A 14,148-nucleotide genomic window follows, 5' to 3' on the forward strand; every position below is an offset into this window, starting at 1 on the left:
GAAGGAACACCCATGACCAGCCCCGTTTCCGTCGCCACCGCCCTGCCCACCGGCACCTGGGCGATCGATCCCGTCCACTCATCGGTCGGCTTCTCGGTACGCCACCTGATGGTCAGCAAGGTCCGCGGCGAATTCGACACGTTCAGCGGCGCCATCACCGTCGCCGAGGACGGCACCCCGTCGGTGACCGCCGAGATCGCCGTCGACTCCGTCAACACCCGCAACGAGCAGCGCGACGCGCACCTGCGGGCCGCTGATTTCTTCGACGTCGAGAACCATCCCGTCGCGACCTTCGCCTCGACGGCGGTGCGCGCCGACGGTGACCACTACGTCCTCGACGGTGACTTCACGCTCAAGGGCGTCACCAAGCCGATCTCGCTGACACTGGAGTTCAACGGCGTCAACCCCGGCATGGGCCACGGCGAGGTCGCCGGCTTCGAGGCCTCGGTGGTGCTCAACCGCAAGGACTTCGGGATCGACATCGACATGCCGCTGGAGACCGGCGGGGCCGTCGTCGGCGACAAGGTGACGATCACCCTCGAGATCGAGGCCCTCAAGCAAGCCTGAGGCCCTGCACTCGGGCCGCATCGGTGATGCGGCCCGAGTCGGTCACCGAACGATGGCTTCCTTCAGTCCGGCGGTCACGGCCTTCGTCGCGACCGCGCGGCCCTTGTGTCGCTTGCCCGAGGACCGTGAGGACCCCGAGGACGCAGTCCGACTCCGCCGCCGCAGCAGCAGCGCCGCGACGAGGGCGGCGCCGACCACGGCCAGTACGGCGACGAACCTCGAGTCGGAGGCCGTTTCGGTGACCGCGTGCTTCACCTCGACCGCCTTGTCCTGCGCGGAATCGGCGATGTCGGAGGCCTTTTCGGTGACGGCCTGCTTCACGTCGTCGACGTTCTGCTTCACCTCGGCCTCGGTCTTGTCCGCGGCGCCCTCGGCGCGCAGGGTGTCATCACCGGTGACGTCACCGGCGGCTTCCTTTGCGCGACCGGCGAATTCCTGAGCCTTGTCGGACAGATCTCCCATGATTGCCACTCCTTCGATTTCCGTTACTGCCCTTGAGACGGCGGGCAGGCGGCAAACCGAACGGCGCAGGGCCGGTGACGTCCGCCACAGGGCCTATTCGGCGCCCCACTTGGCTTCGGCGCCCGAATGTCCGATGCCGACGACACCGACGATCGCCGACGCTCCCACCAGGACAGCCGCCACGGCGACGACGACGGTGGCCACGGTCCGCGTCTTGTCCGTGCGATGGGCCAGCACGTGCAACACCGCGATCGCGAGGGCGACCACGAGCAGGGCGACGGAGTAGTAGATCATCGTCTCGCCGAGCTCCTCGTGCTTCTCCAGGATCGGCCGGTGCTCACTTTCCTGGTTGTACAGCCACTGACCGGCCGAGGTGGTCAGCGGTGTCAGCGCCAGATTGATCGCCGCCAGCGCCACCACCAGCCAGACGAAGCGCTGCCGCGCTGCGGGCCAGACCGCGCACAGGATGGCCAGGATCGCCGTCAGCGGCGCCAGCACGACGACGCCGTGGACGAGCAGAGCGTGCGCGGGCAGGCCGGCAAGAGTGGTCATGGGGTCTCCTCAGAACTCACGATGGAATGGCTGATCTCGCCGATCTGGTCGATGGCCAACGTCAGTCGATCGCCGGGGCGCAGCCAGTGGCCCGTCTCCATGCCGCTTCCACCGGGCAAGGTTCCCATGGCGAACAATTCACCGGGATAGAGTCTTTCGTCCCGGGATGCGTGCGCGAGCACCTCGCCCAACGTCCACTGCATGCCGCGACTGAACACCGTGGCCACCGTCGTGCCGTTCACGGTGACCGATCCCGTCAGCTCGTCGATGTGCGGCAGGATCTCGTCGGCGGTCACGGCCAGCACCGACATCGACGAGGCGAAGTGTTTGGCCTTCTGCGGCCCCAGTCCCGTTGCCATCTCGCTTCGTTGTACGTCGCGGGCGCTGAAATCGTTCACCACGACGAAGGCCCCGATCGCGTCGAGCGCCTCCGCGGGTCCGGCGTCGAGCAGCGGCGCGCGCAGCACGAACCCCACCTCGAGCTCGAAATCCAGTGCGCGCGAGTAAGACGGAACCGCCACCGGGGTACCGCTGGGCACGAAGCTCAGATGATTGGACATGTAGTAGATGGGTTGCCGGTAGAACAGCGGCTTGGGTCTGAACAGCGGGAACGGTGTGCGGGTCAGCTTCTCGACGACACCGGTGGCGCGCGACTGACCCGGATGGAACCGGCGCACCAGACCGCGGGCCGCGTCGATCGCGTGCCGCTCGTAGAGCATGAAGTCGCGGAACGACGCGGGCGCAAAAGGCAGGACATTGCCCGACGCCTGGTGATGGCGCTGCGCGCACGCGAGCTCCCAGTCCGCGTCGAACACCCGACCGCCCAGCGCCGCATCGTCCGGCGTGGCGTGCCACGCACCGTCGGCGTCGAGCGACTGCAGATCGAGCCGGTCGCCGGTGAACACGCGCCGCAGCTTCACAGTGACTGTGATACCAGTCGCAGCTGTGAATCGGCGCCACGACAGGCGCGGGAAAAGTTACGCGGCCAGCGGCCTGTAGTCCGTCGAGCGCTGCCGTGCCGGACGGCCGATGCCCTCGGCGATCGCGACCAGTTCGGCGACGGTCTTGGCGCTGCCGTTCTCCGAGCCCGCCATCCGCGAGATCGTCTCCTCCATCAGCGTGCCGCCCAGATCGTTGGCGCCACCGGTGAGCATCACCTGGGTGCGTTCGACACCGAGCTTCACCCAGCTGGTCTGGATGTTGGAGATCCTGCCGTGCAACATGATCCGCGCCAGCGCGTGCACCGCGCGGTTGTCGCGATGCGTCGGCCCCGGCCGCGCCCCGCCCGCCAGGTAGAGCGGCGAGGACTGGTGCACGAACGGCAGCGGCACGAATTCGGTGAATCCGCCTGTGCGGTCCTGGATTCCGCGCAGTACCCGCAGATGCCCCACCCAGTGCCGGGGCTGGTCGACGTGCCCGTACATCATCGTCGAGCTCGATCGCAGCCCCACCTCGTGCGCGGTGGTGATCACGTCGATCCACAGCGAGGTCGGCAGCTTGCCCTTGGTCAGCACCCAGCGCACCTCGTCGTCGAGGATCTCCGCCGCGGTCCCCGGGATGGTGTCCAGTCCGGCCTCCCGCAGCGCGGTCAGCCACTCGCGGATGCTCATGCCGCTCTTGGTCGCCCCGTTGGCGATCTCCATCGGAGAGAACGCGTGCACGTGCATCGAGGGCACCCGCTTCTTGACCGCGCGCACCAGGTCGGCATAGCCCGTCACGGGCAGTTCCGGGTCGATGCCACCCTGCATGCACACCTCGGTGGCACCGGCGACGTGCGCCTCCCACGCCCGGGCGGCGACCTCGTCGGTGGACAGCGAGTACGCGTCGGCGTCGCCTTTGCGCTGCGCGAACGCGCAGAACCGGCAGCCCGTGTAGCAGATGTTGGTGAAGTTGATGTTGCGGTTGACGACGAACGTCACATCGTCGCCGACGGTGTCCCGACGCAACGAATCAGCCAGCGCGGCAACCGCTTCCAGCGCGGGACCGTCGGCGGTGGCCAGGGCCAGGTACTCGTCGTCGGTGCAGCCGGCGGGATCGCGCTCGGCCGAGCGCAGCGCGGCCAGCACATCGGTGTCCAGGCGTTCGGGGGCACGGGCGGCCAGCTCGCTGACCTTCTCCCGGATCGACTCCCAGTCCCCGAACGCGCTGCCCAGATCGCTGCGCGTCTCGGTCAGCCGCCCTTGCGAGTCGATCGCGGTGTGCAGGTCGGTGCGGCCCAGCGACTCGGCGGCCTCGTCGGGCTCCTGCCACGGCCGCCCGACCGGATTGACGTCGAGCGCGTAGCCCGTGTCGGGGTCGGCCAGCGCGTTGACGTGCCCCTGCACCCGCGGGTCGATCCACGCGGCGCCGGCCTGCACGTACTGCGGCTGCGCGGTGAGCCGCTGCACCAGGTCGTATCCCGCCTCGGCGGTCACCGCGGCCAGCTCGTCGAGCGCCGGCCACGGCCGCTCCGGGTTCACGTGGTCGGGCGTCAGCGGTGACACCCCGCCCCAGTCGTCGACGCCCGCGCCGATCAGCGCGAGGCACTCCTGCCGCGACACCAGATTCGGCGGGGCCTGGATGCGCATCTTCGGCCCCATCACCAAGCGTGTGACGGCCAGGGTGGCCAGGAAGTCGTCGATCCCGGCGTCGGGCACCGAGGCCATCGCGGTGTGGTCCTTGGCGCGGAAGTTCTGCACGATCACTTCCTGTACGTGACCGAATTCCTTGTGCGAGCGCCGGATCGCGTGGATCGTGTCGGCGCGTTCGGCGAGCGTCTCACCGATGCCGACGAGCAGCCCGGTGGTGAACGGGATGGACAGCCGGCCGGCGTCGGCCAGCGTGCGCAGCCGCACCTCGGGGTCCTTGTCGGGGCTGCCGTAGTGCGCCTCCCCGCGGGTCTCGAACAGGCGGCGCGACGTCGTCTCGAGCATCATGCCCATCGACGGCGCGACGGGCTTGAGCCGGGACAGCTCCGACCAGCTCATCACCCCGGGGTTCAGATGCGGCAGCAGCCCGGTCTCCTCGAGCACCCGGATCGCCATGGCCCGCACGTAGTCCAGCGTCGAGTCGTAGCCGCGCTCGTCGAGCCACTGCTTGGCCTCCGGCCAGCGCGCCTCCGGCCGGTCTCCCAGCGTGAACAACGCTTCCTTGCAGCCCAATTCGGCGCCGCGGCGGGCGACCTCCAGGATCTCGTCGGGCTCCATGAACACGCCCTTGCCCGCGGCCCGCAGCCGACCCGGCACCGTGACGAATGTGCAGTAGTGGCAGGTGTCGCGGCACAGGTGCGTCACCGGGATGAAGACCTTGCGCGAATAACTGACCGGCAGCTTGCCGGTGGCGCCGCGCCGGCCGGCGGCCTCGAGGCCGGCGTCGCGTACCCGCGCCGCGCTTGCGCACAGGTCGGCCAGGTCGTCGCCGCGCGCCGTCAAGGCGATCGCGGCCTCGTCGACGTTGAGCGCCACGCCGTCACGCGCGCGGCGCAACACCCTCCGCAGCGCGGCCGCGGACGGCGCGCTCGAGACAGGGGGGACGCTGGGGCTGGGCAGGTCGGTGCCGCGCTGGGGGTTCAGAGCCACTTCCTCATAACCCCGGCATGGCCGCGGATCTTCCGCGCGTCACACATTCGACGAATCCAGGCGCCTGGCATACCGGCCACAGTAGTCAACGAGCGCGCGTCCGGGCGCCCGCCCCGGTGCTGGGGGCCGCGACCCGCCGCCGGCTCAGCAGCCAGCCCGCCGGCAGCGCACCGACGGCGATGAGCAGCACCGACGCGTACTCCATCAGTCCGGAACCGCCGAACACGATGTCGTCGCCGGGACCGCCGAAGGTGCACAGCAGCACCGTCGCCAGCCAGGTCCACAACGGCAGCGCCGCCAGCCGCGGCGACGTGGTCCACTGCAGCGCCACCCACACCAGCCCGACGTTCAGCGCACCGCTGAGCACCGCACTGATCGGAACGGGGACGCCGCCGATGCGCAGCGGCAGGAAGAACACGGCCATCAGCGCGGAGAGGACACCGTCGAGCGCGAGCACACCCAGGACGAGGAGCCGGAGCCGATCGGGCCCCGGCGCGGTCGGCGCCGTCAGGTCGGAATGCTGTCGAGCACGGACACCAGGGAACCGACGACCCACTGGAAGTTGTCCAGGCGGTCCTGCCAGTGCTGCAGGTTGGGATCGAGATCCGGATCCATGTGCATGCCTTCCGCGCGCGCCGTGCAGTTGAGGGCACTGTACCCCGTCGGCCCCGCCCTCACCCCAGGCTCAGCCCGGCCAGCAGATCGGTTTCCCAGCCCCGGTCGTCGCGCTCCCCCGCAACGCCCTCGACCAGGGTGTAATGCTCCACCAACGGCACCGGCAACGCGACGCCGTTGGACAGCGCCATCGCCGTACCGTCCGGCGACACCTGCACCTGCGTCGCGTGCGCCCGCAGCGCCGCCAGCTTCGCGGGCACGTGCGCGGCGACGTCGAGCGCCGCGTCGATCGCGTCGTCGGCGTAGCCGATGATCGGCAGGACGTCGGCGTCGACGGTGATCCACCCGTCGGGCACGTTCGTCAGCGCCGCCAGTCCCGCGGTCAGGGCGGTCTGCGACATCACCGTCCAGTACACCTTCGGCACCCGCCACCGCGACGCGGCGACGCCGGCCATCGTGACCCGGTGGGCGTGGATGTGGTCGGGGTGGCCGTACCCGCCCTGCGGGTCGTAGGTGACGACGACGTGCGGGCGCAGCTCGTCGACGACGGCGGCGAGCGCAGCGGTCTGCTCCTCGACGTCCCCGTCGACGAACCGCTGCCGATGCCGCGGCGTGGTTCCCTCCATGCCGGAATCCCGCCACCGGCCGGCGCCGCCGAGGAAGCGGGGCCGGTCCACCCCGAGCGCGGCCAGCGCGGCGGTCAGCTCCCCGATCCGGTAGCCGCCGAGCTGATCGGCGCCGTCCACGGACAGCTGCGCCCACTGCTCGCCGATGACCTCGCCCTCCTCGCCGAGCGTGCAGGTCAGCACCTGCACCTGCGCGCCGCGCGCGCAGTAGTGGGCGATGGTCGCGCCGGTGGTCAGGGTCTCGTCGTCGGGGTGGGCGTGCACGAAAAGAAGCCGCGGCGTCTCCATGCGCTCAGCTTGCCTTAGATTCCCCTGGTGAGCCGCCGCGCTGTCGAGTACGGGTGCGCCGTCGTGCTCATCGGTCTGCTCGCCGGTGTGGCAGGCGCAGCGACGACACTGCTGCTGCACGCCGTCGAGCACCTCACCTACCGGTACACGTTCGGCACGCTGCTCACCGGCGTGGAGAACAGCGGCGACCTGCGCCGCGCGCTCGGCCCGATGGTCGGCGGCGCGCTGGCGGGCTTCGGGTGGTGGCTGCTGCGACGCCGGCGCCCGGTCCAGGGGATGTCCGCAGTGCTGGCCGGCGAGCGGCCGGTGCGCCGGCTCGGCCTGACCGTCGACGCGGGACTGCAGGTGCTGCTCGTCGGATCCGGGGCGTCGCTCGGCCGCGAGGGCGCACCGCGGCAGCTCGCCGTGGCCTGGGGTGACCTCGGCACGTCGCGGTGGGCGCTCACCGCGCGCGACCGCGAGATCCTGCTGGCCTGCGCGGCGGGCGCGGGACTGGGTGCGGTGTACAGCGTGCCGCTGGGCGGCGCGCTGTTCGCGACGCGGATCCTGCTCGGCACATGGCATCCGCGGGCCTGGGGAACGGCCCTGATCACCTCGAGCCTGGCCGTCGCCGTGGCCGCGCCGGTCACCCACCTCGAACACCCGCTGGTGTGGCCGGACGCAGACCTGTCCTACCTATTCGGGTTCCTCGCGCTGGCGCTGGCGCCGCTCGCGGTCGCGGTCGGGCTGGCGTTCGACCGCCTGACCACCGCGGCGCGGCCGGCGACCGCGCCGCGGTCGGCCGCGCTGATTCCGGCGATCGCGGCGGCCGGACTGCTCACCGGCGTGTGTTCGATCTGGCTGCCCGAGCTCCCGGGCAACGGCCGCAGCGTGCTCGAGGTCAGCGTCAACAGCGGGCTCACGCTCACCGCGGCGGCCGCCATCCTGGTGCTCAAGCCGGTGCTGACGGCGCTGTTCCTGCGGGCGGGCGCGGTGGGCGGGATGCTCACCCCGGCGCTGGCGACCGGTGCGGCGGCGGGCTCGCTGGTGGCGCTCGCGCTCAACGCGGGGGCGGGAACCGCGCTGCCGGTGGCGGCGGTGTCGCTGACGTGCGCGGCGGGCGTGCTGGCGATCACCCAGCGCTCGCCGCTGTTCGCGACGCTGTTCGTCTGGGAGCTGGCGCGCCCGCCGGTCTGGCTGCTGGCGGTGTTCGCGCTCGCGGCGTTCACCTCCGCCGGCCTGGCGGCGCTGCGGCGGCGGCGCCGACGGTCCGCTACTGCGGCAGCTTGACCCACTGCCCGGCGTCGCCGACGATCCCGACCGGCACCGCCCCGGTCAGGCTGACGCCCTGCACGCTCGGTCCGGCGGCGACGATCGTGGTGTCCTGCAGGATCGGCAGCACCGTGGCCATGTCCCACAGTCGCGGCTCGACCTCGTCGATCACTTCGCCGATGTCGGCGGTGCCCTGCAGCGCCGCGTCGATGCGCGGCTGGATCGCGCGGTCGCAGATTCCGGTGATGTTGCTGGGCGCCTGGACGAGCTGACCGGATTCCGGCGCCGGCGGCGCGGACGTCGGCGTCGTCGCCGGGGTCGACGGCCGGGCCGGCGTCGGGGACGGCGACGGGGTGGGGCTGTCACCGGTGGACGGCAGCGCCGTCGCGGTGGGGATGGCGGTCGCCTCCAGGGCGGGGCAGCCGTAGCGCGACGCCAGCGCGGTCGCCAGATCGCCCCCGGCCTGGTGCCACCCGACCACCGCGTCGACGCGGTTGTTGACCAGCGCGTCGCCGTAGAGCGCCACCGGGTCCAGGGCCGACACCGACGCCGCGATGCCGACACTGCGCAGTTGGTCGGCGGCGGTGTTGGCCACCGCGACCGCGGTCGGATCGTTGTTGGCCACCCCGAGCACCAGCGTCAGCGGCTCACCGTCCTTGGTCAGCTGACCGCGGTTGCTCTCCGGCGGGGTCGATCCGGGTGACTGCTGGCCGGGGGTGGAGGTGGGCGCGGGGTCCACCCGGTAACCCGCGGCGCCCAGTAGCGCCATCGCCTCCTCGCGCGTCATCGCCGCCGGCGCCGTCGGCACGTAGCCCGGGTCGGACGGGGAACGCACCTGCGCCTGCGCCAGCGTCACGGTGTTGTCGTCGCCGGCACCGACCGCGGCCAGCAGGTCGACGTCGAGCAGACCGAGAACCGCCTTGCGCACCTGGACATCGGTCAGCGCGGGCTGCTGGGCGCGCAGCGACAGCTGCATGACGCGCGGGGTCACGATGCGCGCCGTGCGGACGTCGGGGATCGCGGACAGCTGCGCGAACACCGCCGAACCGCCGTGCACCTGGGCGACCTGAGTGTCGCCGTTGCGGATCGAGTCGGCCAGCGCGGCCGGGGCGCCGCCGCGCCGGAACAGGATGAGATCCGGGGTGGCCGGCTTGCCCCAGTAACGGTCGTTGCGGGCCAGCAGGATCTCGTCGCGCTGCGGGTCGATGCTCTCCACCCGGAACTGACCACCGGTCACCGGCAACGCCTGCGCCAGGCCGGCGGGGAACCCACCGGGCACGTCCTTGACGATGTGCGCCGGAAGGATGTCGTTGAACAGCTCGCGCCAGGCCGGGTACGGCTGGGCGAAGGTGACCACTGCGGTCTTGCCGCCCTCCACCGACTGCACCCCGGTGATCAGGTCGTAGCCGGCCGGGTCCACGGCGCCGGGCTGGCTGACCATCTGCCGCCACAGGTACCAGAAGTCGTCGGCGCCGATGGGCGCGTTGTCCGTCCACTGCGCCTCGGGGCGGATCTTGTAGGTGACGGTGAACGGGTCCTGGCTGGTGACCTCGGCGGATTCCAGCAGTGAGGTGTCCAGCTCCCAGCGCGACCCGGTCGGGGTGCGGGAATCCGGGATCGGCCGGAACGAGCTCGGCAGCACCAGCGAGCTGATCGCGGCGTTGACCGGCGACTGGTCGGAGAGCAGGTGGGCGTTGAAGCCCGGACCGATCGAGTCGATCGCCATGATGATCTGCGTCGCCTTCGTCGGCGGCGGAGCGGTGGATTCGGTGGTGTCGGTGCTCTGCGGCGCGGGCGGTGGACTCACCGTGCAGCCCGCCAGGAGCGCCATCACCGCGACCGCGCAGGTCAGCACACGGCGGGCGGTCGGCACGCTGCCAGCGTATCGACCGCCGGATCGGCGGCCGCCGCGTGCCGACGGCCGGCTACGAATTGGCCTGCTTGGCCCGCGCCTTGGCCCGCGCCCGCAGCGACGCCGTCAGCTCCACCTTGCGCACGCGCACGATCTCCGGGGTGACCTCCACGCACTCGTCCTCGGCGCAGAACTCCATCGCCTTCTCGAGGTCGAGTTCCAGCGGACGGGCCAGCGTCTCCATCACGTCGGCCGTGGACGACCGCATGTTGGTGAGCTTCTTCTCGCGGGTGATGTTGATGTCGAGGTCCTCGGCGCGCGGGTTGATCCCGACGACCTGGCCCTCGTAGGTCTCCTGGCCGGGCTCGACGAAGAACTGCCCGCGGTCGGCGAGCTGGATCATCGCGAACGGGGTGATCTGACCGCTGCGGTCGGACACCAACGAGCCGCTGTGGCGGGCGCGGATCTCCCCCGCCCACGGCCGGTAGCCGTCGAACACCGCGTTGGCGATGCCGGTGCCGCGGGTCAGCGTCAGGAAGTCGGTGCGGAACCCGATCAGGCCACGGCTGGGCACGATGAAGTCCATCCGGACCCAGCCGGCGGCGTGGTTGGTCATCTCTTCCATGCGGCCCTTGCGGGCGGCCATCAGCTGGGTGATGGCGCCGACGAACTCCTCCGGGCAGTCGATCGTCATCGCCTCGAACGGCTCGTGCAGCTTCCCGTCGATGGTGCGGGTGACCACTTGCGGCTTGCCGACGGTCAGCTCGAAGCCTTCGCGGCGCATCTGCTCGACGAGCACCGCGAGCGCCAGCTCGCCGCGGCCCTGCACCTCCCAGGCGTCCGGGCGGCCGATGTCGACGACCTTGATCGACACGTTGCCGACGAGTTCGGCGTCCAGCCGGCTCTTCACCATGCGTGCGGTGAGCTTGTGCCCGGACACCTTGCCCGCGATCGGGGAGGTGTTGGTGCCGATGGTCACCGAGATCGCCGGTTCGTCGACGGTGATGCGGGGCAGCGCGTGCGCGTGGTCAGGGTCGGCCAGGGTGTCGCCGATCATGATCTCCGGGATCCCGGCGACCGCGACGATGTCACCGGCGACGGCCTCCTGGGTGGCGGTGCGCTCCACACCCTCGGTGACCAGCAGCTCGGTGATCTTCGCGGTCGTGATGACGGGGTGGCCGTCGACCTCGCGCATCCACGCGACCTGCTGGCCCTTGCGGATGCGGCCCTTGTAGATGCGGATCAGCGCGAGCCGGCCCAGGAACGCCGACGCGTCGAGGTTGGTGACGAGCGCCTGCAGCGGCGCCTCGGGGTCGCCCTGCGGCGGCGGGATGTGCTCGAGCAGCACATCGAACAGCGGGTCGAGGTTCTCCCCGTCGGGGTTCTCGCCGTTGGCGGGCTGGGTGGTGCTGGCGATGCCGGCGCGCCCCGACGCGTACAGCGTGGGCAGGTCGAGCGCCTTCTCGGCCGCCGCCTGCGCCTCTTCGTCGAGGTCGGAGGCGACGTCGAGCAGCAGGTCGTGGCTCTCCTCGACGACCTCGGCGATGCGGGCGTCGGGCCGGTCGGTCTTGTTGACCACCACGATCACCGGCAGGTGCGCGGCCAGCGCCTTGCGCAGCACGAACCGGGTCTGCGGCAGCGGACCCTCGGAGGCGTCGACCAGCAGCAGCACGCCGTCGACCATCGACAGGCCCCGCTCGACCTCGCCGCCGAAGTCGGCGTGGCCCGGGGTGTCGATGACGTTGATCACGGTCATGCCGCCGTCGGGGTGGTGCCGGTGCACCGCGGTGTTCTTGGCCAGGATGGTGATGCCCTTTTCTTTTTCCAGGTCACCGGAGTCCATGAGCCGTTCGATCGCGTCGTCACCGCGGTGGGTCAGCGCCCCGGACTGGCGCAGCATCGCGTCGACCAGCGTGGTCTTGCCGTGGTCGACGTGGGCCACAATGGCGACGTTGCGGAAATCGGGGCGTGCAGTCACGCCCGTGATTGTCGCAGTGCCGTGCACCGATCGCGAAAACGAGAGACACCCGTCACGTGGCCCGCAAGCTCACCGAGCTCACCCCGAAGAAGAAGTGCTGCCGCAGTAAACCCCGCTGCAAGCGGTGCCCCGTGGTGCTGCACAAGGTCAGCAGGGCCGAGCACAACGGCATCCGCGGCAAGGACCTGGAGAAGGTCTTCAAGAGAGCGCGAAAGGCCTGATCCGCGCCTGGTCAGCGGCGTACCGTGGAGGAATCCGTCAGGCAGTTACATCGAGAAGGTAGGCCGATATGACGGTTTACGAGGTACTGACCGTTGCCCTCATCACGGCGCTGGCCACGCTGGCCGCGCTCGCGATCTATCTGGGTCTGCTGAACTGGATCGGCGCGCTGTACGTGGTGCGGTGCTCGGCCTGTCATCACCTCGCGTTCAACTCCCGGCGAGACCCGAGGGTGTCCTGCCCCCACTGCGAGCATCCGAGCCTGCTGCACCCGATCTATGCGGCGCGCCACCGCGACGCCCCGGTGCACGTGCTCGACGACCGACTGCGGTTCTAGAGCGGCCTCACCGCGGGACGTCGGGCGGGCTGATGCTGCGCGGCGCCAGCCCCAGCGAGCGCACGTGCGTCGCGATCTCGCCGAGGCTGGTGGTCCACACGTCGTCGTGACCGGCCACGTAGCCGATGAGGTCGTCGAGTTCGGCTGCGCGCGAGGGCCTTCCGGTCAGGAAGGGATGGTTGGTCAGCACCCAGCAGCCGCCGACCCCGCGCAGGGCGTCGAACTCGAGCTGCCACAGTTCCCGTGCCTTGCGCGGTGATTCGATGAGCCCGCTGCCCGAGACGTCGGGCAGGAAGCAGTACTGCTCCCAGTCGTCGAGCGCCCACTGGATCGGGATCTCGACGAGGTGGTCGTCACCGACGGCGAGCTCGTAGGGATGGTCGGCGTCCATCAGGCTGGAGTCGTAGAGGAAGCCGCGTTCCACCAGCAGCGCGGGCGTGCGCCAGGACAGGTCCCACATCGGCGCCCGATAGCCCACCGGCCGCACCCCGGCGACATCGGCCAGCGCCGCCAATCCCCGGTCCAGCGCGTCGATCTCACCCTCCAGCGACAGGCGGGTGGGCTGCTCGTGCAGATAGCCGTGGTGGGCGATCTCGTGGCCGGCCGCCACGACGGCGCGGATCGCCTCGGGGTAACGGTCGGCGGTGTGGCCGGGCACGAAGAACGTCGACGCGATCTGGTGCCGCTCGAGCAGGCCCAGGATGCGAGGCAGGCCGACGAGCGGGCCGTAGGCCTGATGGCTCATCACGCTCATCCGGGCGCCCACCGACTCCCAGTCGCCCGAGGCGTCCCACAACACCGCCGACTCGGCGTCCACGTCGAACGTGAACGCCGCCGCCGCGACCTTGCCGCGCGGCCAGGCGAATTCGGTCATCGGCCCGCCATCAGGGTGATCAGTTCGTAGGCGAGGTTCGCCGCCGCGACGGCGGTCACCTCGGCATGATCGTAGGCCGGCGAGACCTCGACGACGTCGGCGCCGACGATCGGCAGCTCCCGCATCGCACGCAGCACGGCGACCAGCTCGCGGCTGGTCATCCCGCCGATCTCCGGGGTGCCGGTGCCGGGCGCGAACGCGGGATCGAGGACGTCGATGTCGATGGACACGTACACCGGATGATCGCCCACCCGCTCCAGGATCCGCTCGATCGTGCCGTCCACGCCGATGCGGTCGATGTCGCGGCAGTGCACCACGGTGAACCCGAGCTCGGCGTCGTCGAGCAGATCGGCGCGGTCGTACAGCGACCCCCGGATCCCGACGTGCGCCGACCGGTCCTTCACCAGCAGCCCCTGCTCGGCGGCGCGCCGGAACGGCGTGCCGTGCGTGCACGGTGCCCCGAAATACGTGTCCCACGTGTCGAGGTGCGCGTCGAAGTGCACCAGCGCGAGCGGACCATGCACGGCGTGCAGCGCCTGTAGCGACGGCAGCGCGATCGTGTGGTCGCCACCGAGGAGCACCACCCGGTGGCCGTCCTCGGTCAGCAACGCCGCCACGCCGTCGCGGATCTGGTCGACCGCGGCGGAGATGTCGAACGGGTTGGCCGCGATGTCGCCGGCGTCGACCACCTGCGCCGCGGTGAACGGTGTGGCGTCGAGTGCCGGGTGGTAGGGCTTGAGCAGCCGCGAGGCCTGCCGGATCGCGGCCGGACCGAAGCGTGCCCCGGGTCGGTAGGTCACGCCGCTGTCGAACGGAACGCCCACCACCGCGATGTCGTAGCGCTCGACCTCGTGACGCTGCGGAAGCCGCGCGAACGTGCCCAGTCCCGCGTAACGGGGCACCTGCTGGGCATCGACCTGCCCCAGCGTGCCGCTCGCGGTGCGCACATGGGATCCCTGCTGCATGACGT

General features: G+C 70.9%; 14 protein-coding genes. 4 read left to right on the forward strand and 10 right to left on the reverse strand.

Annotation, left to right across the window (positions count from 1 at the left end; genetic code table 11):
• Nucleotides 1-12 precede the first annotated feature (12 nt).
• Nucleotides 13-567: a YceI family protein gene (locus tag MCHLDSM_RS30600; RefSeq protein WP_048474100.1), complete on the forward strand. Its 555-nt coding sequence runs from the start codon at nt 13-15 to the stop codon at nt 565-567.
• Between the two features lie 42 nt (nt 568-609).
• Here the strand turns inward: MCHLDSM_RS30600 and MCHLDSM_RS35205 are convergent, their stop codons facing one another.
• The 6 genes from MCHLDSM_RS35205 to mshB form a co-directional block, all read right to left on the reverse strand.
• Nucleotides 610-1,029 carry a CsbD family protein gene (locus MCHLDSM_RS35205; protein ID WP_053083135.1) on the reverse strand — a complete coding sequence of 140 codons (420 nt, stop codon included), beginning with the start codon at nt 1,027-1,029 and terminating at the stop codon, nt 610-612.
• 93 nt (nt 1,030-1,122) lie between these two features.
• A complete protein-coding gene (locus tag MCHLDSM_RS30610; protein ID WP_048473546.1) occupies nt 1,123-1,581 on the reverse strand; it encodes a DUF2231 domain-containing protein in 459 nt (152 codons plus the stop codon).
• Nucleotides 1,578-2,501, reverse strand: coding sequence for a fumarylacetoacetate hydrolase family protein (locus tag MCHLDSM_RS30615; protein WP_048473547.1), 924 nt, complete (start codon nt 2,499-2,501; stop codon nt 1,578-1,580). Before MCHLDSM_RS30615 ends, MCHLDSM_RS30610 begins: the two co-directional genes overlap by 4 nt.
• 57 nt (nt 2,502-2,558) lie before the next feature.
• Nucleotides 2,559-5,138: a bifunctional FO biosynthesis protein CofGH gene (locus tag MCHLDSM_RS30620; RefSeq protein WP_048473548.1), complete on the reverse strand. Its 2,580-nt coding sequence runs from the start codon at nt 5,136-5,138 to the stop codon at nt 2,559-2,561.
• An 85-nt stretch (nt 5,139-5,223) separates the two neighbouring features.
• Nucleotides 5,224-5,694, reverse strand: coding sequence for a hypothetical protein (locus MCHLDSM_RS30625; RefSeq protein WP_082169146.1), 471 nt, complete (start codon nt 5,692-5,694; stop codon nt 5,224-5,226).
• Nucleotides 5,695-5,812: 118 nt separating this feature from the next.
• On the reverse strand, nt 5,813-6,667 hold the full coding sequence (gene mshB, locus MCHLDSM_RS30630) for an N-acetyl-1-D-myo-inositol-2-amino-2-deoxy-alpha-D-glucopyranoside deacetylase (RefSeq protein WP_048473549.1): 855 nt from the start codon (nt 6,665-6,667) through the stop codon (nt 5,813-5,815).
• A 27-nt stretch (nt 6,668-6,694) separates the two neighbouring features.
• Between mshB and MCHLDSM_RS30635 the strand changes: the two genes are divergently transcribed.
• Nucleotides 6,695-7,936: a chloride channel protein gene (locus tag MCHLDSM_RS30635; protein WP_048473550.1), complete on the forward strand. Its 1,242-nt coding sequence runs from the start codon at nt 6,695-6,697 to the stop codon at nt 7,934-7,936.
• Here MCHLDSM_RS30635 and MCHLDSM_RS30640 read toward each other — a convergent pair.
• Together MCHLDSM_RS30640 and typA are read right to left on the reverse strand one after the other, a co-directional pair.
• The gene (locus tag MCHLDSM_RS30640; protein WP_048474103.1) at nt 7,920-9,749 is read right to left on the reverse strand and encodes an ABC transporter family substrate-binding protein; all 1,830 of its coding nucleotides are present in this window, start codon (nt 9,747-9,749) and stop codon (nt 7,920-7,922) included. The genes MCHLDSM_RS30635 and MCHLDSM_RS30640 overlap by 17 nt on opposite strands.
• Before the next feature lie 94 nt (nt 9,750-9,843).
• Nucleotides 9,844-11,748 carry a translational GTPase TypA gene (gene typA, locus MCHLDSM_RS30645; protein WP_060937576.1) on the reverse strand — a complete coding sequence of 635 codons (1,905 nt, stop codon included), beginning with the start codon at nt 11,746-11,748 and terminating at the stop codon, nt 9,844-9,846.
• 56 nt (nt 11,749-11,804) lie between these two features.
• Here typA and MCHLDSM_RS37480 point away from each other — a divergent pair, with 56 nt between their 5' ends.
• Both MCHLDSM_RS37480 and MCHLDSM_RS30650 read left to right on the forward strand, forming a co-directional pair.
• Nucleotides 11,805-11,969, forward strand: a complete 165-nt coding sequence (locus tag MCHLDSM_RS37480; RefSeq protein ID WP_109788987.1) for a hypothetical protein — start codon at nt 11,805-11,807, stop codon at nt 11,967-11,969.
• A 68-nt stretch (nt 11,970-12,037) separates the two neighbouring features.
• Nucleotides 12,038-12,304 (forward strand): hypothetical protein, encoded by a 267-nt coding sequence (locus MCHLDSM_RS30650; protein WP_048473552.1) that lies wholly within the window; start codon nt 12,038-12,040, stop codon nt 12,302-12,304.
• A gap of 7 nt (nt 12,305-12,311) precedes the next feature.
• Here MCHLDSM_RS30650 and MCHLDSM_RS30655 read toward each other — a convergent pair whose 3' ends face one another.
• A complete protein-coding gene (locus tag MCHLDSM_RS30655; protein ID WP_048473553.1) occupies nt 12,312-13,178 on the reverse strand; it encodes a polysaccharide deacetylase family protein in 867 nt (288 codons plus the stop codon).
• Nucleotides 13,175-14,143, reverse strand: coding sequence for an agmatinase (gene speB, locus MCHLDSM_RS30660; RefSeq protein ID WP_048474104.1), 969 nt, complete (start codon nt 14,141-14,143; stop codon nt 13,175-13,177). Before speB ends, MCHLDSM_RS30655 begins: the two co-directional genes overlap by 4 nt.
• Nucleotides 14,144-14,148: the final 5 nt, after the last annotated feature.

The organism is Mycolicibacterium chlorophenolicum (assembly GCF_001044235.1).
Classification (GTDB): domain Bacteria; phylum Actinomycetota; class Actinomycetes; order Mycobacteriales; family Mycobacteriaceae; genus Mycobacterium; species Mycobacterium chlorophenolicum.